Raw genomic sequence first — 21339 nt, 5'->3', positions numbered from 1 at the left:
TCACCCTCCTCCTGGATCCTCTGCGATCGTCACCGGCGTCGTCAGGACCCGGTCGTGTCCCACCACCCTCACATCCCCGGTGATCCGCACCGAAGCGCGACACGGCAGGTCGAGTGACGACGTGCCCATCATCACTTCGAAGTCCCCGGGCTCGACGATCCGTCTCAAATCCGGGGCCGTGTACGCCGTGCGATCGGCGTGCACCTGGAACGTGACATCGACCGCCCGCCCCGGCTCGAGCGACACCCGTGCGAACCCGGTCAGCAGCTTCAACGGCCGGGCGACCCGGGCGACAACGTCGCGCAGGTACAACTGCACGACCTCGTCACCTGCGCGGTCGCCGGTGTTCTGCACCCGCACCGTCGCGGTGAACTCGCCGTCGCTGGCGATCTCCGCCGTACTGAGCCGCAGATCGCCGACCTCGAAGCTCGTGTACGACGCCCCGTAGCCGAACGGGTACAACGGGCGGACCTCGAGCCCGCTGATCCCGGCACTCTCCACACTGCCGAGCGCAGGCTGCAGGTACGTACCAGGCTGCCCACCGATATGCCGCGGAATCTGCACCGGCAACTTCCCGCTGGGCACGATCCGACCACTCAACACGCCGGCGATCGCGGCTGCACCTTGCTGCCCAGGGAGGAACGCCTGCACCAGCCCTGCAGCCCGATCGGCGAACAGACCCAATGCATAGGGCCGACCCGAAATCACCACCACGACCACCGGCTTCCCGGTGTCGAGCAACGCATCGACCAGCTCGCCTTGTACGCCGGGTAGCCGCAGGTCCTCGGCGTCACACCCTTCACCGGACGTCCCGTGCCCGAACAGACCGGACAGATCGCCCACGAACGCCACGACCGCATCAGATTCCCGGGCCGTCGCAACAGCCTCGTCGAACCCGGAGCGATCGTCCCCGATGACCTCACAACCCTTTGAATACGAGACTTCCACGCCGGCCAGCTCGTTGCGCAAGGCATCAAGCGGCGTCGCGATGTCGATCCCCATCCCCCGCTCCGGGTACCGGGGAAGCACATGGTTCGGGAACGCATAACAGCCCATCAAGGTGCGCGGATCATGCGCCACCGGCCCGACGACGGCAACCTTGGCAAGGTTGGTCAGCGGAAGAGCCGTTCCCGCGTCGAGCAACACCACAGACTTCTCTGCCAGCTCGGCCGCGATCGCACGGTTCTCCGCCGAGTCGAGCTCGACGGACGTCCGCACCGAACCCTCCGGCGTCCAGTCCTCGTCGAGCAGGCCGAGCTCGACCTTCTGCAGCAGCAACCTCCGCGCCGCGCGGTCGACGAGCTCCTCGGACACCTCGCCCGACTTCACCTTGTCCACCAGCCCGGCGAACCCGATCGTGTCCGGCAACTCGACATCGGTCCCAGAGCTCAACGCCAGCGCGCCGGCGTCCGCATTGTCAGCCGCAACCCGATGCATCGAAGCCAGGAACGGCACCGCCCAGTAGTCCGAGACGACAGTCCCCTCGAAGCCCCACTCACCCCGCAGTACGTCGGTGAACAGCCACGGGTCCGCACTCGCGGGCAGTCCGTCGAGGTCGGAGTACGAGCTCATCACCGACCCGGCGCCGGCCGTCGCGATCGCGGTCTCGAACGTCGGCAGGATGATGTCGAGCAGTTCCCGCTTGCCCATCGACACCGGACCGTGGTTCCGGCCGGCGCGCGAAGCGGAGTACCCGGCGAAGTGTTTCAGCGTCGCGAGCACGCCCGCGCTCTGCAGACCACGCACGTACGCCGAGCCCAGGATCCCTACCAGGTAAGGGTCTTCGCCGATCGTCTCCTCGACGCGTCCCCAGCGATAATCGCGGACGACGTCGAGCACCGGCGACAGTCCCTGATGTACGCCGACGGCCGCCATGTCCCGCCCGATCGCGGCTGCCATCCGCTCGACCAGCGACGGGTCGAACGTCGCACCCCAGGCGATCGACGCCGGGTAGACGGTCGCGCCGTACGTCGTGAAGCCGGTGAGGCACTCCTCGTGGACCAGCGCGGGGATGCCGAGTCGTGAGTTCTTCAGCACCACCTCGTGCTGCCGGATCACCTCGGCGATGCCCTGCTCGACCGACAGCGGATAGCTGCCCCAGACCCGGGTGAGATGGCCGAGGCCGTCGCGACTCGCGTCCTCCAGCGACTGCGAACCGCCGGCCGAGAAGACGTCCTCCATCGGCGCGACGTTGAGCGTCTCGTCCTCGGGCAGCTCGTGGTCGGCCATGTCGTTGCCGGCCCAGCGACTGCCCAGCTGGGCGACCTTCTCCTCCAGCGTCATCGCCTGCAACAGCAGCCCGACCCGCTCGGCGGCAGGGAGCGCCGGGTCGCGCCAGGGCCTGTCAGTCGAGATGGACAAGAAAATCTCCCTTGATGATCGTTCTTTTCGGTGAGCAATTATCGAAAAGTTTTCGAAGCTCCCCTGTCGATCCTGGCGATCCGCCCCTGATCTGTGAATCGCCTGCTCAGCAGGCGATTGCGTGACCTCACTGTGACCCCAAAGTCGACTTAGTTCAAGTCTTGACAGCACTATCTCCGAAACCTATGTTTCGAAAACAAGTCACATCGACAGGTGCCTTCCGCAACCTGTGGGGGCAGCACGGAGTACGGAGATCACAGTGGATCCCATGACGACATCCCGGCGTACCTTCCTAGGTTTCGTCGGTGGCGGCGCTTTGGCGGCCGGCCTTGCCGCTTGCGGCAGCTCCGGCCCGAGTAGCACGCCCGGTTCCACCACCGGAGCAGCTGCGGCCGGCACGGGCACGACCTACTGGTTCCTCACCGGTCAGCCGCAGCAGGCGATCCGGGAGGCGCAGGTCAAGCGGTTCAACGACGCGAACTCGGGCAGCAAGATCAAGACCACCGAGTTCCAGAACGACGCCTTCAAGGCGAAGATCAAGACCGCGATCGGAGCCGGGCAGGGCCCGACGCTGATCTGGGGCTGGGGCGGCGGCGGCCTGAAGTCGTACGTCGAGGCCGGCCAGGTCGAGGACCTGACCGACTGGTTCAACCAGCAGACCGACCTGAAGAACTCGATCTTCCCGTCGGCCTTCACGGCGGCGACGGTCAACGGCAAGCTCTACGCGGTGCCTGGTGAGACCGTGACGCCGATCGTGCTGTTCTACGACAAGCGCTCCTTCGAGAAGATCGGCGCCGAGCCGCCGCAGTCGTGGGGCGACATCATGGACCTGGTGCCGAAGTTCAACGAGAAGGGCATCGCGCCGTTCTCACTCGGCGGCCAGTCCCGCTGGACCAACATGATGTGGCTGGAGTTCCTGTTCGACCGGATCGGCGGCAGCGAGGTCTTCCAGAACATCTACGACGGCAAGAAGGACGGCTGGTCCGACCCGTCCGCGCTCAAGGCGCTCGACGAGATGCAGAAGCTGATCAAGGCGAACGGCTTCGTCAAGGGCTTCTCCTCGATCACCGCCGACTCCAACGCCGACCAGGCTCTGCTCTACACCGGCAAGGCAGCGATGATGCTGCACGGCGCGTGGACCTACGGCAACATGAAGTCGTCCGGCAAGGACTTCGTCACCGGCGGGCACCTCGGGTACATGAACTTCCCGCCGGTCGACGGCGGCAAGGGCGACCCGAGCGACACCGTGGGCAACCCGGGTCAGTACATGTCGATCTCGTCGAAGGCGACCCAGGCCGACAAGGACAACGCGAAGAAGTTCATCGCGAACAACACTCTCGACGACGCCACGGTGGATGCCTGGGTCAAGTCCGGCAACATCCCGGTCGTCAAGAGCGCGAAGGACAAGCTCTCGTCGATCACGGACAAGAACGACGCCGCGTGGCTGAACTTCGTCTATGACACGGCGGCGAACGCGAAGAACTTCGCCCAGTCCTGGGACCAGGCCCTCAGCCCGACGCAGGCCGAGACCCTCCTCGACAACATCGCCAAGCTCTTCCAGCTGTCCATCTCTCCGCAGCAGTTTGCCGACAACATGAACGCGGTGATCGGGCAGTGACTGTAGCCGCTCCGCCCGTCGCCCCGGCGACCGGCCGCAATGTCTCGTCCGGCGCCGGGGGGTCCCGGGTCGGGCGGAGCGGTCCGGTCGCCTGGATGGTGCTGCCCGCGCTGTTGCTGTTCGTCGTGTTCGGGATCGTGCCGCTGATCGGCGTGGTCGTGCTGAGCTTCACCCAGTGGGACGGCCTCGGCCCCATCCATGCCAACGGGTTCGCGAACTGGCGCTCGGTGCTGGCCGATCCGCAGACGTGGCACAGCGTCCTCGTGACCTTCGAGATCATGATCCTGTCCTGGGCGGTGCAGACCCCGATGAGCCTGCTGCTCGGCACCTTCCTGGCCGGCCGGCAGCGGTACCGCGCGTTCCTTGCCGTGCTGTACTTCATCCCGCTGCTGCTCAGCTCGGCCGCGATCGCGATCACCTACAAGGCTCTGCTCGATCCGAACTTCGGCCTCGGCGCGGGCCTGCACATCGGCTTCCTCACCCAGGACTGGCTCGGCAAGAGCAACCTCGCCATCGGCGTGGTGATCTTCATCGTGTCCTGGCAGTTCATCCCGTTCCACTCGCTGATCTACCAAGGCGGCGTACGGCAGATCCCGACCACGATGTACGAGGCCGCCTCGATCGACGGCGCCGGCCGGGTCCGCCAGTTCTTCAGCATCACCGTGCCGCAACTGAAGTACACGATCATCACCTCGTCGACCCTGATGGTGGTCGGTTCGCTGACCTTCTTCGACCTGATCTTCGTGCTGACCGCGGGCGGCCCGGGCGATGCCACCCGGGTGCTCGCCCTCGACATGTACAAGCGCGGCTTCATGTCCAACCAGATGGGTCCCGCCAGCGTGATCGCGTCCATCATCGTGCTGCTCGGCCTGGCGCTCGCGCTGATTCTCCGGCGGCTCGGCGGCAGTACGACGGCCAGCCAGCAGGAAGGTGCGTGAGATGGCGATCGCAACCACCTCGAGTACGTCGACCCGCCGCGCACGCGGCGGACCGGTGCGCGCACACAAGCTGCTCCAGCTGAACTGGTTCGGCGGCCTGGCCGGCTGGATCTGGCTCGCGATCGTGGTGATCCCGCTGTACTGGATCGTGGTCACCAGCTTCAAGGACCAGAGTGACTACTTCAGCCAGAACCCGTTCGCCCTGCCGTCCGCACCGACGTCGGAGAACTACAAGCTCGTCATCGAGTCCGACTTTCCGCGGTACTTCATCAACAGCGTGATCGTCACCATCGGCACGATCGTTCCGGCCGTCGGGATCTCGTTCATGGCGGCGTACGCCATCATCCGCGGCGCCGGCAGCAGGTTCCTTGCCGGGGTCAACGGTATGTTCCTGATGGGGCTGGCGATCCCGCTGCAGGCGACGATCATCCCGGTCTACCTGCTGATCATCAAGATGCACCTGTACGACAGCCTGCTCGCGCTGATCCTGCCATCCGTCGCGTTCTCGATCCCGCTGTCGGTGCTGGTGCTGTCGAACTTCATCCGCGACGTCCCCAAGGAACTGTTCGAGTCGATGCGGGTGGACGGCGCGACCGAGTGGGGCATGCTCCGCACGCTCGCGTTCCCGCTGACCCGGCCGGCGCTCGTGACCGTGAGCATCTACAACGGTCTCGCCGTCTGGAACGGATTCCTCCTGCCGCTGATCCTGACCCAGAGCCCGGACAAACGCACGCTGCCGTTGGCACTGTGGACCTTCCAGGGCCAGTACAGCGTGAACGTCCCGGCGGTCCTCGCCTCGGTCGTCCTCACCACCCTGCCCATCGTCATCCTGTACGCCGTCAGCCGCCGCCAGCTCCTCTCCGGCCTGACCGCGGGCTTCAGCCGCTAGATCCTTCTGCTCGGAGCTTTGGTCAGCTCCGTCTTGAGAACTGTCGTGCGAATTACCCCCTTCTCGGAGCCATGCGCATCGACGTGCGTGGCGGGGGGCTTCAACAGGGAGGCATAAGTGCAGCATCGCCATACGCCTGTGAGTAACTCGACCAACCCGACGCCGCAGCTTTCCCGCCGAGTGTTTCTCGGTGCGGGTGCAGCAGCGGCAGGCCTGGGCTTGGGCCTTGCAGGACCGGCATTCGCAGACCCCGGCCCGGCGGGTCCTCCGGGCAGACCAGGTGGGGAGGTTCCGTTCGGACCCGTCGTCGTGGCTGGTCAAGGTGGGCGCACGTCCTACGCTCGCGCTGTCCGGCTCGGCACCTCGGCGCCGGGCAAATCGGAGACCCTGCTCGCAACCTACCAAGGCGGAGGCCCTGGGTTCCCGCTCTATCGCAGTGATGACGACGGCCGCACGTGGGCGAAGCAGAGCAGCGTCCCCGACGCAGGCACGGCGTCCGGGGTGTATCTGCAGCCGTTCCTCTACCAACTGCCCCGCGCGTTCGCCGGTCTTCCCAAGGGCGCGCTTCTTTTCGCGTGCAACTGGCTCGGAACAAACTTCAGCAGCACGAACATCCAGCTGTATGCCAGCACGGACGCCGGCCTCACGTGGCAGTTCCTGAGCACGGTGGCCCAGGGTGGACCGGCCAACACGACGAACGGCGCGACGCCGGTATGGGAGCCGTTCCTGCTGCTGCACAACGACAACCTGATCTGCTACTACTCCGACCAGCGAGATCCCAACTTCGGCCAGAAGCTCGCGCACCAGACCAGCACGGACCTGCACACGTGGGGTCCTGTCGTCGACGACGCGACCGGAACCGCCTACGCCGAGCGGCCTGGCATGACCACAGTGGCACGGCTGAAGGGTGACCTGTGGATCATGACCTACGAATTCGGGGAGCCGGACGACCCGACGAACCCCGATCAGAACAACTACACGTACCACGTGCACTACCGGATCGCGAAGGACCCGGAGTCGTTCCGGTTCTCCCCCGACACCTCGCTCGTGGACCAGAACGGCTCCGCCCCGAACGGTGCCCCCGTCGTGTCGTGGTCGCAGTCGGGGGGCGTGAACGGAACGATCGTTGTCACGGGCAACGACGATCAGGACTTCTTCATCAACCGCGACCTCGGTGCCTCCGGCGCATGGACGCGGTTCTCGTCGCCGATGCCGGCCGGCTACAGCCGGTTCACCATCCCGTTGGACGGCCCCGGCGCCCCGCAGAACCGTGGCCTGGTCTTCGTCATCACGGGAGCGCAGTACGGCAAATCCGGGCCTGTCGAGGCTGGCATCATCTCGCTGGGCGGCTAAGCGCCGGTTTCGGCCGCTAGCTCCTTCTGCTCGGAGCTTTTGTCTGCTTCCGGGTCTGATCGCCCCCGGCACGAGCGCCAGTACGGCGAACATGGCGGGGGCCGGTCATCCCGGAGTACTGGTGCGACGCAGCATGGTCGACGAGGTGATCTCCCGCGTGCTGTCGCCGAAGACCTGACGCGTGCCGTCCGCGAGGACAACCAGGCCGGTCCGACCTGGACGTGACTGCAGCCAGGTGAGCGCGTCGGGTCCGAGCGCAAACGCTGCTGTGGCGTCGATGTCGGCCTGCGTGAGCGATCCGTGTACGACGGTCACCGACGCGAGCGCGGCCGGCGTGGTGCCGGTGCGGGCATCGGTGATGTGGTCACCGCGCCGGTGCAGGCCGGAGGTGGCGATCGCGCCGTTGCGGATCGGCACGACGGCAACCAGTTTGTCCGGGTCGTGCGGGTCCTCGATCCCGATCCGCCAGGCGGGTGCGTTTGGTCCGGCGACACGACAGGTCATGTCTCCTCCGGCGGCAAGGCAGTAGTCCGTGCCGGGCAATCCGTTGAGCGCGTGCGCAGCCCGTTCGACGGCCCAGCCCTTCACCACACCGCTCGGATCGAGACCACCTGAGCGACGTACGTCGAACGCGCCGCCGGACTCGCGCCGTGCCTGCTCGCCGAGGGCGAGGACCTCGCGGACCTCGGGCGGGCAGTCCGTCACGGTCAGCTCGCCGCGGTTGAGGCGGGACACGCACGAGTCCTCGCGGTAGGTACTGAAGATCCGGTCGGCGTCACGCAGTACCTCGAGAGCCTTCGCCCACACGCCCGGGTTGCGGTCTCGTCATCGGCATGGCGGCCGCGCAGCGCCAGGCTGATCGGCATGCCCATCACGTGTTCGACGTACCGCGTTGTCATTTCACTTGGTCCAGAGCGCTTTGCAGGGAACGGATGTAGCCGTTGCTGGTCACGGTCGCCCCGCTGACCATGTCGATCTTGGCGCTCTGGGCCTGGACGGTTTCGTTGATGAGGATCGGCAGGGCGTACTCGTTGATCTCGGCGTCGCGGTGATTCCCGTTCGGGTACTGCGGAACGCTGACAGCCGTGATCTTCCCGCTCTGCACGGTGAGTTGGACCTGCACCGGTCCCCACTGGGTCTGCGCCACGTCACCCGTGATCGTGGGACCGCCGGCCGACGAAGGTGCAACCGAAGGGACAGCGCCGTTGCTTTCGCCGCTGGCCTGCGGGGTCGTGGTCTGCGGGCCGGAGGTCGACGTGTGGTAGCCGAACATGAGGATGACGGCCGACGCCGTACCGAGAAACCAGAGCACGATGCGTTTCACGGGGTCACCACTTGAAGGTTTCGAGGTGGAGCCGTTCGGCCGGGAGGCCGGCGGCGTCGAGGGTGTGTTTGACCAGCTGGGTCCAGGCGTCGGGTCCGCACAGGTAGACGTCGCGGTCGGCGATGTCAGGGATCCAGTACCGCAGGGCCTGCAGGTCGTCGAGCTCGCCGGGCACCGGGCCGAACCACGAGTGAGGGCTTCGCCGGTGCCCGGGCAAGGTCAGCAGGGACAGGCCGCGCTGGTGATGAAGTGCCTGCAACTCGTTCCGGAACAGCTGGTGCTCGGTGTAGCGCTGGATGAGGACGGCGTCTCCTGGCGCGTAGTCGAGTCCCTCGGCCAGGGCCCGCAACGGAGTTATGCCGACACCTGCTCCGATCAGCGCGATCCGCCGCTCGGTGCGGGCTCGCGCACTCAACCGGCCGAACGGTCCCTCGACCAGAACCCGCGTACCTGGACGTACGCCGCGAAGCGCCGCGCTGCCGTCGCCTGCTTCCTGGACGGTGATGCGCAGGTGCCGGCCGTCCGGAGCGGCGGACAGCGAGTACGGGTTGGCGCGAGTCCAGCCAGGCCGGCCGAGGAACCGCCAGGAGAAGAACTGCCCCGCCTCGGTCCGGAGCTGATCCAGGTGCCGCCCGGCGACGTACACGGAGACGACTCGATCGGCCTCGGGTACGACGGCCGTGACCCGGAGCCGGTGTCGCGCGTTGCGCCAGATCGGCGCACCGATCCGGAAGACCAGAATCGCCGCGGCGGCCAGTCCCCAGGCGGTCCACCAGAACACGGTCCGGCTGGTCGACGACAGGAACTCCTGACCGGTCCACAGCTGATGCGGCAGCGCGAGCCCGACGCCGAGGTAGGCGTACAGGTGCAGCAGATGCCACGACTCGTACCGAATCTGTCGCCGTGCCGCCTTGATGCTCGTCAGCACGCTCAGGCACAGGCACGCCGTACCGCCGACGGCGAGCAGCATGCCCGGGTAGTCGACCGTGAGATCCCACAGCATCGCGGGCGTCTTCCCCAGCTCCCCCGCCGCGTAGCCCCAGGTGATCAGCACGACGTGCGCGAGCATCAGGTTGAACGACGTGAACCCGGTCAGGCGGTGGATCCGCGCCAGCCGATCCTGCCCGTACGCCGCCTCGAGCATCGGGACGCGAGCCATCAAGATGACCTGGGCCAGGAGCAGTGCAGCGGCGAGGAGGCCGGTGAGCCGACCGAGTGACGTGAGGCCGGTCGCCCAGCCCGCCAACTCCTGCACACCGCCGCCGGCCACCCACCAATAGGTGACCAGCAGCAGGCTCAACCACAACGTCACGAAGGCGATGGTCCGCACCGTGCTGTCGAAGTTGGCCCGCCGGCCAGGCAGCACGGCGGCGGGCGACTCGGTCATGGCGGCTCCTCGAGGGTGGCGGATCCACCTCAGTGTCGAGTCGCCGGCTGAGCGCGGCCTTCGGCTTACCTGGGAGCCGGCTGTGAAGCGGTCGTTTCAGGAATGCCGTTCACTGTTGCCCATGGCCAAGGAAATGGCTATTGTTGGGTATTTGTACGGGCAATAAAAAAGACGCCCTCTCGGGCATCTGTTTACAGATTAGCAGATGCGATCGGGGTTTCGCAAGAGCTTTGGGGGCAGCGTGACGGATCAGCTACTCGCGGACGAGATCACCGCAGAACAAGGAGAAGTGGACCGGATGTACGACCGGCTGGACATCCTGCGGGAACGAGCCAAGAACGAACTCGACCGGGTCCAACTCGAGGAAACCACCGGCACCGAACAGTCCTACACCGAACGCGAATCGTTCACGGATCTGTTTTCCGGGCGATTCTCGCAGTTGTCGTCGGTTGAACGCGGATTGTGTTTCGGCCGGATCGACGAAACCGCCGGAGAACAGTTCCACATCGGCCGGATCGGACTGTTCGACGACGACTACGAACCGATCCTGGTCGACTGGCGGACGCCGGTCGCGCAGGTGTTCTACAGCGCCACCGCCGCCGAGCCGCTCGGGGTCAAACGCCGTCGGCACATCCGGTTGCACGGCCGGAACGTCGTCGGCGTCGACGACGACCTGCTCGATCTCGAGGCGTTGGGTGACGGCGAACGCAGCACGCTGATCGGCGAGGCCGCGCTGCTCTCGTCGCTGACCGCGAGCCGCACCGGCCGGATGAACGAGATCGTCGCCACGATCCAGTCCGAGCAGGACCGGATCATCCGGGCCAGCCTGCCCGGCGTCCTCGTCGTACAAGGCGGTCCTGGTACGGGTAAGACCGTGGTTGCGCTGCATCGGGCGGCGTACCTGCTCTACACGCATCGCGAGCAGCTCGGGAGCAGCGGCGTACTTGTCGTCGGGCCCAACAGCACGTTCCTGCGATACATCGACCAGGTGCTCCCGTCGCTCGGTGAGACCGATGTGGTGCTCGCGACGATCAGCGAGCTGTACCCCGGCGTCTCGGCAACCGCGCCGGAGTCGGCCGAGGCCGCGCGGATCAAGGGCGACCTGGCGATGGCCGACGTACTCGCGGAGGCGATCAGCCGGTTCCGCGTCGTACCGGCCGCGCCGATCAAGCTGAAGGTCGACCAGCACGAGCTGGTACTGCGGCCGAGCGCGATCCGCAAGGCCCGGCAGAGCGCGCTGACGGCCCGGGAGCAGCACAACCGGGCGCGCCCGCTCTTCGTGCGACGGATCCTGAAGACGCTGACGAATCAGATCGTCGACCGGATCGGACGCCAGTACGTCGGAGCCGTCGACATCGAGGACATCGAGAAGGAGCTGTCCGAGGACGACCGCGTCCTGGAGCTGCTCGACCGTCTCTGGCCGGAGCTCACGCCGCAACTCCTCGTCTCCGTGCTGTTCTCCTCGGCGGACCGAATGGCCGCCGCCGCACCACAGCTCACCGACGACGAGCGAGCCGCCGTACTGCGTCCTTTGACGGCGGACTGGACGCCGTCCGATGTCGCACTGCTCGACGAGGCGGCCGAGCTGCTCGGCGAAACCAGCGGGGTCGTTGCCGGACGCAACCGTCAGAAGGCTGAGGAAGCCGCCGCGGTCGAGGCCGATCGCGAGTACGCGCACGGCGTGATCGACATCGAACTGACCGCCGAGCGGATCGAGATCATGCCCTGGGAGATCGAGCAGTTCAAGGACCTGGTCGCCCAGCGCACGCGACTGATCGACAACCCCTTCACCCTGGCCGAACGCGCGGCCTCCGACCGCACCTGGGTCTTCGGCCACGTCATCGTCGACGAGGCGCAGGAACTGTCCGCGATGGACTGGCGGATGCTCATGCGCCGCTGCCCCCGCCGTTCGATGACCTTGGTCGGCGACATCGCCCAAACCGGCTCGGCCGCCGGCGTCCGCTCCTGGTCCGACCTCCTCGACCGCTACGCCCCACGCCGCTGGCGCACCGCCGAACTAACCGTCAACTACCGCACCCCCGCGGAGATCATGTCGGTCGCCGCCGACATCCTCACCACCATCGACCCATCCCTCACCCCACCAACCTCAGTCCGCAAAACCGGCACCAAGCCCACCATCCTCAACACCCCCGCCGACGAGCCGGCCATCCGAGCCGCAATCAAGTCCGCCCAAGCCTCAATCGCCGACGGCCACGTAGCAATCATCGTCCCAACCTCCCGCTACAACGCCTTCGCCGCCGCGCTACCGGACGTCGCCCACGCCCACGACCCCTCAGTCCTCGACGCCCAGGTAGCCCTCCTCGACGTAGCCCAATCCAAAGGCCTCGAATTCGACGCCGTCGTCATCGCCGACCCAGCCACAATCATCACCGACTCCCCCCAAGGCCTCTCAGACCTCTACGTAGCCACCACCCGCCCCACCAAACACCTCACCATCCTCGGAGACCTCCCGGAGGTGCTCACTCAGGTACGACGTACTCCGCTTCGGTGACGTGTTCGCCCCATTCGGTTTCGGGGTTGTTGGAGTCGGTGGATTCCCAGATGGCGGTGTGGGTCATGAAGTTGGTGGGGCAGGCGCCGTGCCAGTGCCATTCGCCGGGTGGGGTGTAGATGACGTCGCCGGGGTGGATGACGGTGACTTTGCCGCCGCGGGACTGGATGAGGCCGAGGCCTTCGGTGACGTGGAGGGTTTGGCCGGCGGCGTGGCGGTGCCAGGCGGTGTGGGCGCCGGGGGCGAAGCGGACGGTGTTCACGCGGACGCGGGAAGGTGCCTCGCCGCGGATGATCACGTCGTACCAGACGTCGCCGGTGAACCACTCGGCCGGTCCTTTGGCGGTGGCGGGTTTGGGGAGGATCTGCACGGACTATTCCTTGTCTTGGGCAACTGTTTGCTGGGTGGCGGACCAACTGGCGAGGAGCTTGAAGGCGTCGCCGGTGGGCGAGCCGGCCGGGGCGGTGTAGACGACCATGGTCAGTCCGGGGTCGGACGGGAACTCCATCGCCTCGAAGTCGATCTCGAGGTCGCCGACGACCGGGTGGTGCAGCTTCTTCCGGCCGGAGCGGTGGAAGCGGACGTTGTGCGCCGCCCATCGGGTCCGGAACGTCTCGCTGCGGGTGGAGAGCTCGCCGATGAGCTGGGTCAGAGCCTTGTCGTGCGGGTTCTTGCCTGCCTGCAAGCGCAAGGACGCCGCTAGGTCGTCGGCCGCGCGTTCCCAGTCCACGAAGAAATCCCGCGCGGCCGGGTCGAGAAACGTGAAGCGGGCCGTGTTCGCCGGCCGGTGCGGGTCGGCGAACATCGCCGCGTAGAGGGCGTGCGACAGCCCGTTCGCGGCGACGATGTCGAAGTTGGCATTGCGGATCCATGCCGGTACGTCGGTGATCGAGTCCAGGATCTGCTGGAGCGCCGGCCGAAGTGCCTTCGCGGGCGTACGTCGACGTGCCGGAGCGGCGTCGGACTCGCGAGCCAGTGCGTGCAGGTGGTCCCGCTCGGCGTCGTCCAGCTGCAGCGCCCGGCTGAGCGCCTCGAGAACGCCCTCGGACGCGCCGGCCAGATTCCCGCGCTCGATCCGCACGTAGTAGTCCACCGAGACGCCGGCCAGCAGCGCCACCTCTTCGCGGCGCAGCCCCTTCACGCGCCGGTTCCCGCCGTACATGGGCAAGCCGGCCTGCTCAGGTGTCAGGCGGGCGCGCCTGGAGCTGAGGAACTCCTTGATCTCGGCTCGGTGGCCCATGCCGTCAACAGTACGGACCGTCGCGGCGACGAGGGAGGCACTGGTATTACCTGGAACGACAGGCACTGCCACGGCTGGGCGTCGCCGCCTTCACTGGAGCCATGAGAGCGACTTACCTGTACGGCGCCGGCGACGTCCGCGTGATCGACGTACCGGATCCGGTGATCCAGCAACCAACTGACGCGATCGTGCGGGTGGTCGCGTCCTGCATCTGCGGCAGCGACCTGCACCCGTATCACAACCTGCCCGTCACGCCCGCCGGCAAGACCATGGGCCACGAGTTCGTGGGGGTCGTCGAGGACCTCGGCCGGGATGTGACCACGCTGCGGAAGGGCGACTTCGTCATCGCGCCGTTCGCGTGGTCCGACGGGACCTGCGACTTCTGCCGCGAAGACCTGCAGACATCCTGCCGCCACGGCGGTTTCTGGAACGCGAACGGTGTCGCCGGCGGGCAGGCCGAGGCCGTCCGCGTGCCCTTGGCAGACGGCACGCTGGTCAAGGTGCCCGACGGCGACGACCCTGCCTTGCTTCCCTCCTTGCTGACGCTGTCCGACGTCTACGGGACCGGATACCACGCCGCGCTCAAGGGCGGCGTCTCGTCGAAGACCACTGTCACCGTGATCGGCGACGGGGCGGTCGGGCTGCTGGCGGTCCTCGCGGCGCGGCAGTTCGGCGCCGAGCGGATCGTCCTGATGGGTCGGCACAAGGACCGCACCGACCTCGGTGTCGAGTTCGGCGCGACCGATGTGGTGGCAGAGCGCGGTGACGAAGGCATCGCGAAGGTCCGCGAGCTCACCGGCGGCGACGGCACCCATGTGGTGCTCGAGGCTGTCGGCCACTTCCCGGCATACGAGCAGGCGCTCGGCGTGGTCCGCCCCGGCGGGGTGATCAGTCGCGTCGGCGTCCCGCAGTACGACGAGGCGCCGATCGGATTCGGCACGCTGTTCCTGCCGAACATCACCCTGACCGGCGGTCCCGCCCCGGCCCGCGCGTACATCGAACGGCTCCTGCAGGGCGTCCTCGACGGAACCGTTGCCCCTGGCAAGGTATTCGACCGGACCGTCGACTTCGACGGTATCGCGGACGGCTACCGCGCGATGGACGACCGCGAGGCCCTCAAGGTCCTGATCGAGCCCTAGGGCTGGACGACGAGCCGCCGGCCGCGCGAGCTGCCCCGCTGCCACGCGGACTCGATCTCGCTCAGCGGCACGCGATCGATCGCGAAGGTGAGCTCGCCGGCCCGGGTCCAGTCGACGACCTGCTGATACGCCTCGCCCATCGACTCCGGGCTCAGGTTGCGCCCCGCGCCGTAGAGCTCCACGCCGGAGGTCCGCAGCGCATCAGCAGGTACGACGAGATCGGAGCCGGCGACCTCGCCGACCTGCACGATGCGGGTCGGCGTACCGAACGCGAACGTGTCGGGCGTGAGCGCACGCAGCAGGATCTCGGTCGGGCGGCCCCACAGGAAGTCGATGACGACGTCGTATGCGCCGGCCTCGTCAAAAGCCTTCTGCAACGCCTCATCGGAGACAGCTGTGTTGATCGTGGCATCGGCCCGCAGTTCGGCGAGTTGGGTGTCGTCGCGGCCGGTTGCGACGATCCGGCCGGCGCCGAGCAGACGGGCGACCTGGATCGCCAACCGCCCGGCGACACCCGTCGCGCCTTGGACCAGGACCGTCTCCCCCGGCTGCAGGCCGGCCGCGGTTTTCATCGTCAGGGCGGTGATCGCCGACGCCATCACGGTCGCGACCGCCGGATCGATCCCGTCGGGGATCGGCGCGTACGCCCCTTCCGGTACGACGGTCTTCTCCGCGAGCGCGCCGTACGGCGAACGCACGTTGCCGAAACCGACCACCGTCCCGTCCGGCAGCCGCCCGATCCCGTCGAAGACCGGGATCATCGGCATCGTGGCCAGGTACTTCCCGCTCGCGTAATGCTTGCCGGCGGCAACCGCCTTGTCGACGTTCTCGACCGCGGCCGCGAGCACCTCGATCACCACCTCGCCCTCGGCCGGCACCGGGTCCGGGAACTCCTCGAACCGCGGCACGCCGCCCACCTCGTGCAGCACAGCAGCCTTCATGACCCACCCCTCTCTCTAACACCGTTAGAGTCACTCTAACACTGTTAGAATCCGTTGTGTGAGCCTCGACCGGACCAAGATCGTCGACGAGGCGGTCGCGCTGCTCGACGCCGAAGGACTCGACGGGGTCACCCTGCGGAAGCTGGCCGCCCGCCTGGGCGTGCAGGCGCCGACGCTGTACTGGCACCTGCCCAACAAGGCCGCCCTGGTGACCGCGATCGCCGAGGCGATCGTCCCGGACCCCCAGCCGCCCGCTCCGGATCAGGCGTGGCAGGAGTGGCTGACCGACTTCGCCCTCCAACTGCGGGCCGCCCTGCTCGCGCACCCTGACGGAGCCCGCGTGGTGTCGATGGCGCAACTCTCCCGGCAGACGGCTGCCTGGTCCGAGCTCGCGATGAGCACGCTGGCCGACCGCGGCATCCCGCTCCGCGACGCTCGCATCATCGTGCTGACCGTCGAGCGTTTCACGGTCGGTCACGCCCTGGAGGAGCAGTCACCCCCGCCGGACACGGCCGATTTCGACCTCGAGCAGTACACCGCGGCGTACCCGGTCTCGATGCGCGCGATCACGGAGTACGTCACGCCTGGGCGGACCGTCGACGACCTGTTCCGCGACTGCCTCGAAGTGGTCGTCGAAGGGGCCTCGGTGATCGCCCGGCAGTGATGGCACGATCACTGTTGGTGAGATCGCTGGGCAAATGTGTAAATTCCGTAACGGGAAGTGTGCCGGAGGTCCTCCACCTGACGTAATCTGCCCAACCATGCACAGAGGCGAACGGCGGGCCAAGCGGCCCAACGTCGTGATGTCGGTGTTCGTGTTCCTGCTGGTCAGTGTTCTCGCCGGAGCACTGTTCGCCGGACTGGCCCTCCCCTTCGCCGGTCTGGTCGGCGTGACGACGGCCACCGCCCACGACACCGTGCAGTACCTGCCCCAGGACCTGAAGACCGCTCCGCTGGCCGAGAAGACGATCATCCAGGACGCGGACGGCAAGACGATCGCGACGCTGTACCAGCAGAACCGCACGCCGGTGACGCTGAAGCAGATCAGCCCGGTCATGCTCAAGGCGATCGTCGCGATCGAGGACGACCGGTTCTACGAGCACGGCGCGATCGACGCCAAGGGCACACTGCGCGCCATGCTGCGCAACCAGTCGTCGGGCGGGGTCCAGCAGGGCGGTTCGAGCATCACCCAGCAGTTCGTGAAGCTGAACCTGATCAACAAGGCCCGCACGCCGGAGGAGGTCAAGGAGGCCACCGCCGAGACGTACGAGCGCAAGATCGCCGAACTGCGCTACGCCATCGCCGTCGAGAAGGAAATGACCAAGAGCCAGATCCTCAACGGCTACCTGAACCTGGCCTTCTTCGGCGACCGCTCGTACGGCGTCGAGGCCGCGTCCATGCACTACTTCGGCGTCCACGCCGCCAAGCTCAACCTGCCGCAGGCCGCGATGCTGGCCGGCCTGGTGAAGAACCCGACCGGCTACGACCCGATCGACCAGCCGGCCCGGGCCAAGGCGCGTCGCGACGTCGTACTGCGCCGGATGCAGGAGCTGAACATCATCACCGCCAAGGAGGCGGCCGAGGCGATCAAGACGCCGGTGATCGATCCCGCGAAGGTCCGGATCGCACCGAGCGGATGCGCGAACTCGAAGTACCCGTTCTTCTGTGAGTACGTCGTGGCGAAGCTCAAGGAGAACGCGGCGTTCGGCAAGACGGACGAGGAGAAGGAGAACTACATCGAGACCGCCGGTCTGGTGATCAAGACCTCGCTCGACCAGCGGATCCAGGCGGCCGCGCAAACCTCGATCAACGCGCACTCCAAGGCCGGCGACCAGGCCGTCGCCGCGATCACCATGGTGGAGCCCGGTACGGGCCTGGTGAAGGCGATGGCGCAGAGTCGTCAGTACGGCGGCAAGAAGGGGCAGACGGCGTACAACTACAACGTCGAGAAGTCCTACCCCGGCGGCTTCGGCGGATTCCAGAACGGGTCGACGATGAAGGCCTTCACGATCGCGGCCGCGATCGGCAAGGGCGTGCCGACGACGTACCGGATCAACTCACCGCAGGTCATCAGCCTGGGCGGCAAAGAGTTCAGCACCTGCAGCGGCCCGATCTCGGTCGATTCGTACAACCCGAAGAACTCGACGAAGACGATCGCCGACCCGTCGATGGTCGACGCGGCCCGCGCCTCCACCAACACCTACTTCCTCCAGCTGTCGCAGCAGATCGGTCTGTGCCCGATCGCCACGATCGCGAGCAAGCTCGGGATGTACGACGCGCAGACGATGAAGCCGCTCGTCCAGGTGCCGTCGTTCACCCTCGGTTCGGTCGGTAGCATCACGCCGCTGATGCTGGCCAACGCCTACGCGACCTTCGCGGCCCGAGGGATGTACTGCAGTCCGCAGATCGTCACCTCGATCACCTCGATCAAGACGCAGAAGTCGATCCCGACGCCCGGCCCGAACTGCCACCGGGTGCTCTCGCCTGGCGTCGCGGACGGCGTCAACTACGTTCTGCACCAGGTGATGCAGAGCGGCGGAACGGGTGCGAAGCTGAACTTCGGTAAGAACGACCTGGCCGGCAAGACCGGTACGATCCAGAACAACTTCGCCGTCTGGTTCGCCGGCTATTCCACCAAGTTCGCCGCCGCGGCGGTGGTGGCGGACGCCGATCCGAAGTACGAGGACCTGGCCGGGCTGACGCTCAACGGCAAGAAGATCGGGAACGCGTCCGGTTCGGGGACCGCCGGGCCGGTCTGGGAGACCGCGATGCAGGGCGCATTGCAAGGCATCCCGACCACCAAGTTCGTCAAGGCCGACGACAAGATCATCCGCGGCAACGTGAAGGACCTGCCCTACCTGAAGGGCATGACCCCTGCGGAGGCCGGCGCCAAGCTGCTGTCGATGGGCTTCAAGGTCGTGATGTCCCACGGCGACCGCGTCGACTCCGACGCCCCCGCCGGCACCGTCGCCTGGACCACCCCCCGCCAGGAGGACGGCGCACCCGCAGGCTCCACCGTCACCCTCATCATCTCCAACGGCAGCAAGGCCCAGCCGCCGGTCACACCACCCGTCATTCCACCGGTCATCCCGCCCACCATCAAACCCCCACCCAACATCCCCACCTGCATGCCCTGGGACCCCAAATGCCACCCCCGCCGCGGCGGCTGACCACAGTTGTCCACAGGTTTGATCTCGGCGCCCCACGGAGCTCCTGACTCTCCGTAAACTCCCGGGCATGAAGCGTCTGGGGCTCCGCGTCATCACCACCTGTCTGCTGATCGGCCTGGCCGGCTGTACGTCGTCAGCCGGCTCAGGCCAGATCACCGCCGACCGCCCGGTCGCCAAGCCGATCGACTTCAACGAGCCGACAACGCCACAGGCGGCTGAGAAGGCTCATCCGGTGGGCGACCGGACCGAGCAGGCGTTGCAAGCAGTCGCCGCCCGCGGCGGGCGGATCGTCGCAGTCGGGTTCGACGAGTCGGCCAACGTCAGTCGCGCCTTGTTCATCAGCAGCGACGACGCCGGCCGGACCTGGACCCGGCGCCAGCTGGACAAGGATTCGCTCGAGCGGTCACAGACCTTCGAGGGTGCGACGGACATCGCCGGCGGTCCAGCCGGATTCGTTGCCATCGGCGACGGCCCTAGCACCGTCCTGTGGCACAGCTCCGACGGGACGACCTGGCAGCGGCTGACGGTCGATCCCAAGACGCTCCGGAAGACGGACTATCTGAGAGCGATCGCGGCAACCGCAACCGGGTTCGCAATCGTCGGCGGCAGCACGGTCGGCGGCAATCACCTTGTCTACTGGCAGTCCACCGACGGCGTGACCTGGCGGCGTACCGAAGGCCCGGCGATCGGTCTGAAGCAGACCGTTCCAGGCGAGGTCGCCGGCGATCAGATCGTTGCCGCCGGCAAGACCGTGGTCATCGCCGGCAACCTGTCCACCCCCGGAGGCAAGCAGACCGACCGTCTGCAGTACTGGTACTCCACCGACGGCGGTCGGCACTTCCGGACCGCGGCCGTCCGCGGTGAGATCGCCACGGACTACAGCGTCTACAACAACGCCCTCGCGGTCGGCGACGGGAAGTTCGTGGCGCTTGTCCAGGGCACCGGGTTCGACGAGGAGAACAACTCGTGGGACGCGGTCGTGGTCGAAGGCGGCCCCAGCGGCGCCTCGTGGCACGTCGCTGCGACGCCGTGGATGCTCGGGACGGCGTTCCAAGACATCCCGGGAACTCTCGTCAAAGCCGGCAAGGACTGGGTCGCCACCACTCAGGTCACCTCCACCACGGTCGATACCACGGTCGCCGTCGGCCCTACCTGGGCTCAGCTCGCCGACGGCACGGACACCGACAGCCAGCGAGGCCGCGGGACCCAATTGCTGGCCGATTCGGTTGCCATCGGCAATGACGTCGTAATGGTCGGATCGAACGACCGCACCGGCTCGACCGAGCCGGCTGTCTGGCGGTACGCCGAGGCGCGGGTGTCGTCGATCGCGCTGCCTGCCGAGCTGTCCGGTGGCAGACCTTCCTCGTATGTCAGGAACATCCTCCGCGCGGGCAACGAGCTGGTCGCCGTGGGCGACGTCTCGGGCGCTCCGACCGGGTGGACACGCACCGGGTCGACATGGCAGGCGACCACCCTGCCCGGGCGGAAGGACGCCATCTCCACCTCGGTGCTGAACGCCGCCGCCACCGCGGACGGACGTGTGGTCGCCGTGGGTGAGAGGAACCTGCCGATCGGCCGCCGGGCCGCAGTGTGGATCAGGGGTTCGAACGGGCAATGGACCGACGCAGACTCGCCGGTCCTGGGCGTCGGGGCACGATCTCCGTACGGCGGTCCGAGCGCGGCGGCGGTCGCCCTCGGTCCGTCGGGATGGGTCGTCGTCGGACAGCGTCAGGACGGTACCGGGCATGTCGACGCGTGGTCGGCGTACTCGAAGGACGGGAAGGCGTGGATCGAGGGAGTGGGCGGCAAGGTGCTGCCGGCCAAGGCCGCGTCGGACGACGAGACGCGCCGTACGGCCGGACAGAACCTGCGGACCGTGGGCACCGGCGAGGCCGGGATGACGACGGTGCTCGCGGTCGGATCGCGATTCGTCGCCGGTGGCGATCGTGGCGACGGCACCCCGGCGGTCTGGTTGTCGCCGAACGGCAGTGACTGGAAGACGGTGGTGAACCTGCCCCTTGCGAAGGGTGTGCACTCGGCGAACGTCTTCGGGCTCGGGCGGCTCGGGAACACCCTGATCGCCTTCGGTGACTACCAGCGTCAGGACGACGACAGTGACGGCGGCTGGGTGACCTGGACGTCAAAGGACGGCGGCCTGAGGTGGACGAACCAGATCGCTGCGCCGACAAAGGCGTTCGCCGCGGAGCTGGTCCCGGTCTCCGACGGGCTCGTCGCGCTCGGCAACACCGGCACGGACGACGACACCGAGGCGGCGGCGTGGTTCAGCCGGGATGGGCGGACCTGGAAGGCCGTGCCGGTGCCGGGTGAGCGGGCAAAGGGCCGCGGCCGGCAGGGACTGGTGTCCGGGGTGGTCAACCAGGGCAAATTGCTGGCAGTCGGGTTCGATGTGCCGCCGGCTGGCGGTGGGTACTACGCCCAAGAGATGGACATCCCGAAGTAAGGGGCG

General features: G+C 67.3%; 16 protein-coding genes. 9 read left to right on the top strand and 7 right to left on the bottom strand.

The window, feature by feature from the left end:
• Nucleotides 1-2361 carry a glycoside hydrolase family 3 N-terminal domain-containing protein gene (locus EV645_RS29930; RefSeq protein WP_242000755.1) on the bottom strand — a complete coding sequence of 787 codons (2361 nt, stop codon included), beginning with the start codon at nucleotides 2359-2361 and terminating at the stop codon, nucleotides 1-3.
• Nucleotides 2362-2629: 268 nt separating this feature from the next.
• Between EV645_RS29930 and EV645_RS29925 the strand changes: the two genes are divergently transcribed.
• The 4 genes from EV645_RS29925 (at nucleotide 2630) to EV645_RS29910 (ending at nucleotide 7159) form a co-directional block, all read left to right on the top strand.
• A complete protein-coding gene (locus tag EV645_RS29925; protein WP_130447402.1) occupies nucleotides 2630-3979 on the top strand; it encodes an extracellular solute-binding protein in 1350 nt (449 codons plus the stop codon).
• Nucleotides 3976-4917 (top strand): carbohydrate ABC transporter permease, encoded by a 942-nt coding sequence (locus EV645_RS29920; RefSeq protein ID WP_242000754.1) that lies wholly within the window; start codon nucleotides 3976-3978, stop codon nucleotides 4915-4917. The genes EV645_RS29925 and EV645_RS29920 overlap by 4 nt, the downstream gene beginning before the upstream one ends.
• Nucleotide 4918: 1 nt before the next feature.
• On the top strand, nucleotides 4919-5806 hold the full coding sequence (locus EV645_RS29915) for a carbohydrate ABC transporter permease (RefSeq protein ID WP_130447401.1): 888 nt from the start codon (nucleotides 4919-4921) through the stop codon (nucleotides 5804-5806).
• A gap of 309 nt (nucleotides 5807-6115) precedes the next feature.
• Nucleotides 6116-7159, top strand: a complete 1044-nt coding sequence (locus tag EV645_RS29910; RefSeq protein ID WP_198681943.1) for a sialidase family protein — start codon at nucleotides 6116-6118, stop codon at nucleotides 7157-7159.
• Nucleotides 7160-7264: 105 nt separating this feature from the next.
• Here the strand turns inward: EV645_RS29910 and EV645_RS29905 are convergent, their stop codons facing one another.
• From EV645_RS29905 to EV645_RS29895, 3 genes are all read right to left on the bottom strand, one after another.
• Nucleotides 7265-7966, bottom strand: a complete 702-nt coding sequence (locus EV645_RS29905; RefSeq protein WP_198681942.1) for an FAD:protein FMN transferase — start codon at nucleotides 7964-7966, stop codon at nucleotides 7265-7267.
• Between the two features lie 88 nt (nucleotides 7967-8054).
• A complete protein-coding gene (locus EV645_RS29900) occupies nucleotides 8055-8483 on the bottom strand; it encodes an FMN-binding protein (protein ID WP_130447400.1) in 429 nt (142 codons plus the stop codon).
• Between the two features lie 4 nt (nucleotides 8484-8487).
• The gene (locus EV645_RS29895) at nucleotides 8488-9870 is read right to left on the bottom strand and encodes a ferredoxin reductase family protein (RefSeq protein WP_130447399.1); all 1383 of its coding nucleotides are present in this window, start codon (nucleotides 9868-9870) and stop codon (nucleotides 8488-8490) included.
• 241 nt (nucleotides 9871-10111) lie between these two features.
• Here EV645_RS29895 and EV645_RS29890 point away from each other — a divergent pair, with 241 nt between their 5' ends.
• Nucleotides 10112-12382, top strand: a complete 2271-nt coding sequence (locus tag EV645_RS29890; protein WP_242000753.1) for a HelD family protein — start codon at nucleotides 10112-10114, stop codon at nucleotides 12380-12382.
• Here the strand turns inward: EV645_RS29890 and EV645_RS29885 are convergent.
• On the bottom strand, nucleotides 12351-12752 hold the full coding sequence (locus EV645_RS29885) for a (R)-mandelonitrile lyase (protein ID WP_130447397.1): 402 nt from the start codon (nucleotides 12750-12752) through the stop codon (nucleotides 12351-12353). The two genes, EV645_RS29890 and EV645_RS29885, sit on opposite strands and share 32 nt — an antisense overlap.
• A 3-nt stretch (nucleotides 12753-12755) precedes the next feature.
• Entirely contained in the window at nucleotides 12756-13622 is an 867-nt protein-coding gene (locus EV645_RS29880) for a helix-turn-helix transcriptional regulator (protein ID WP_130447396.1), read from the bottom strand.
• Between the two features lie 101 nt (nucleotides 13623-13723).
• Between EV645_RS29880 and EV645_RS29875 the strand changes: the two genes are divergently transcribed.
• Complete coding sequence (locus EV645_RS29875) at nucleotides 13724-14761, top strand: zinc-binding dehydrogenase (RefSeq protein ID WP_130447395.1); 1038 nt, start codon at nucleotides 13724-13726, stop codon at nucleotides 14759-14761.
• Here the strand turns inward: EV645_RS29875 and EV645_RS29870 are convergent.
• Nucleotides 14758-15702, bottom strand: coding sequence for a quinone oxidoreductase family protein (locus tag EV645_RS29870; RefSeq protein ID WP_130447394.1), 945 nt, complete (start codon nucleotides 15700-15702; stop codon nucleotides 14758-14760). The two genes, EV645_RS29875 and EV645_RS29870, sit on opposite strands and share 4 nt — an antisense overlap.
• Nucleotides 15703-15760: 58 nt before the next feature.
• Between EV645_RS29870 and EV645_RS29865 the strand changes: the two genes are divergently transcribed.
• The 3 genes from EV645_RS29865 (at nucleotide 15761) to EV645_RS29855 (ending at nucleotide 21333) form a co-directional block, all read left to right on the top strand.
• Nucleotides 15761-16366, top strand: coding sequence for a TetR/AcrR family transcriptional regulator C-terminal domain-containing protein (locus EV645_RS29865; RefSeq protein ID WP_130447393.1), 606 nt, complete (start codon nucleotides 15761-15763; stop codon nucleotides 16364-16366).
• A gap of 97 nt (nucleotides 16367-16463) precedes the next feature.
• Nucleotides 16464-18872 (top strand): transglycosylase domain-containing protein, encoded by a 2409-nt coding sequence (locus EV645_RS29860; RefSeq protein WP_130447392.1) that lies wholly within the window; start codon nucleotides 16464-16466, stop codon nucleotides 18870-18872.
• Nucleotides 18873-18939: 67 nt separating this feature from the next.
• Nucleotides 18940-21333, top strand: a complete 2394-nt coding sequence (locus EV645_RS29855) for a WD40/YVTN/BNR-like repeat-containing protein (protein WP_130447391.1) — start codon at nucleotides 18940-18942, stop codon at nucleotides 21331-21333.
• Nucleotides 21334-21339 lie beyond the last annotated feature (6 nt).

It is taken from the genome of Kribbella rubisoli, assembly GCF_004217145.1.
GTDB classification, from domain to species: Bacteria; Actinomycetota; Actinomycetes; order Propionibacteriales; family Kribbellaceae; genus Kribbella; species Kribbella rubisoli.
Note: the sequence above shows the minus strand (reverse complement) of the source record. Positions and strands in the feature narration are given on the sequence as shown.

What these genes read in the sequence shown, in the direction of transcription:
- EV645_RS29870 (WP_130447394.1), bottom strand. Translation starts at nt 15,702, where the DNA reads ATGAAGGCTGCTGTGCTGCACGAGGTGGGCGGCGTGCCGCGGTTCGAG.
- EV645_RS29875 (WP_130447395.1), top strand. Translation starts at nt 13,724, where the DNA reads ATGAGAGCGACTTACCTGTACGGCGCCGGCGACGTCCGCGTGATCGAC.
- EV645_RS29925 (WP_130447402.1), top strand. Translation starts at nt 2,630, where the DNA reads ATGACGACATCCCGGCGTACCTTCCTAGGTTTCGTCGGTGGCGGCGCT.
- EV645_RS29915 (WP_130447401.1), top strand. Translation starts at nt 4,919, where the DNA reads ATGGCGATCGCAACCACCTCGAGTACGTCGACCCGCCGCGCACGCGGC.
- EV645_RS29860 (WP_130447392.1), top strand. Translation starts at nt 16,464, where the DNA reads ATGCACAGAGGCGAACGGCGGGCCAAGCGGCCCAACGTCGTGATGTCG.
- EV645_RS29855 (WP_130447391.1), top strand. Translation starts at nt 18,940, where the DNA reads ATGAAGCGTCTGGGGCTCCGCGTCATCACCACCTGTCTGCTGATCGGC.
- EV645_RS29895 (WP_130447399.1), bottom strand. Translation starts at nt 9,870, where the DNA reads ATGACCGAGTCGCCCGCCGCCGTGCTGCCTGGCCGGCGGGCCAACTTC.
- EV645_RS29880 (WP_130447396.1), bottom strand. Translation starts at nt 13,622, where the DNA reads ATGGGCCACCGAGCCGAGATCAAGGAGTTCCTCAGCTCCAGGCGCGCC.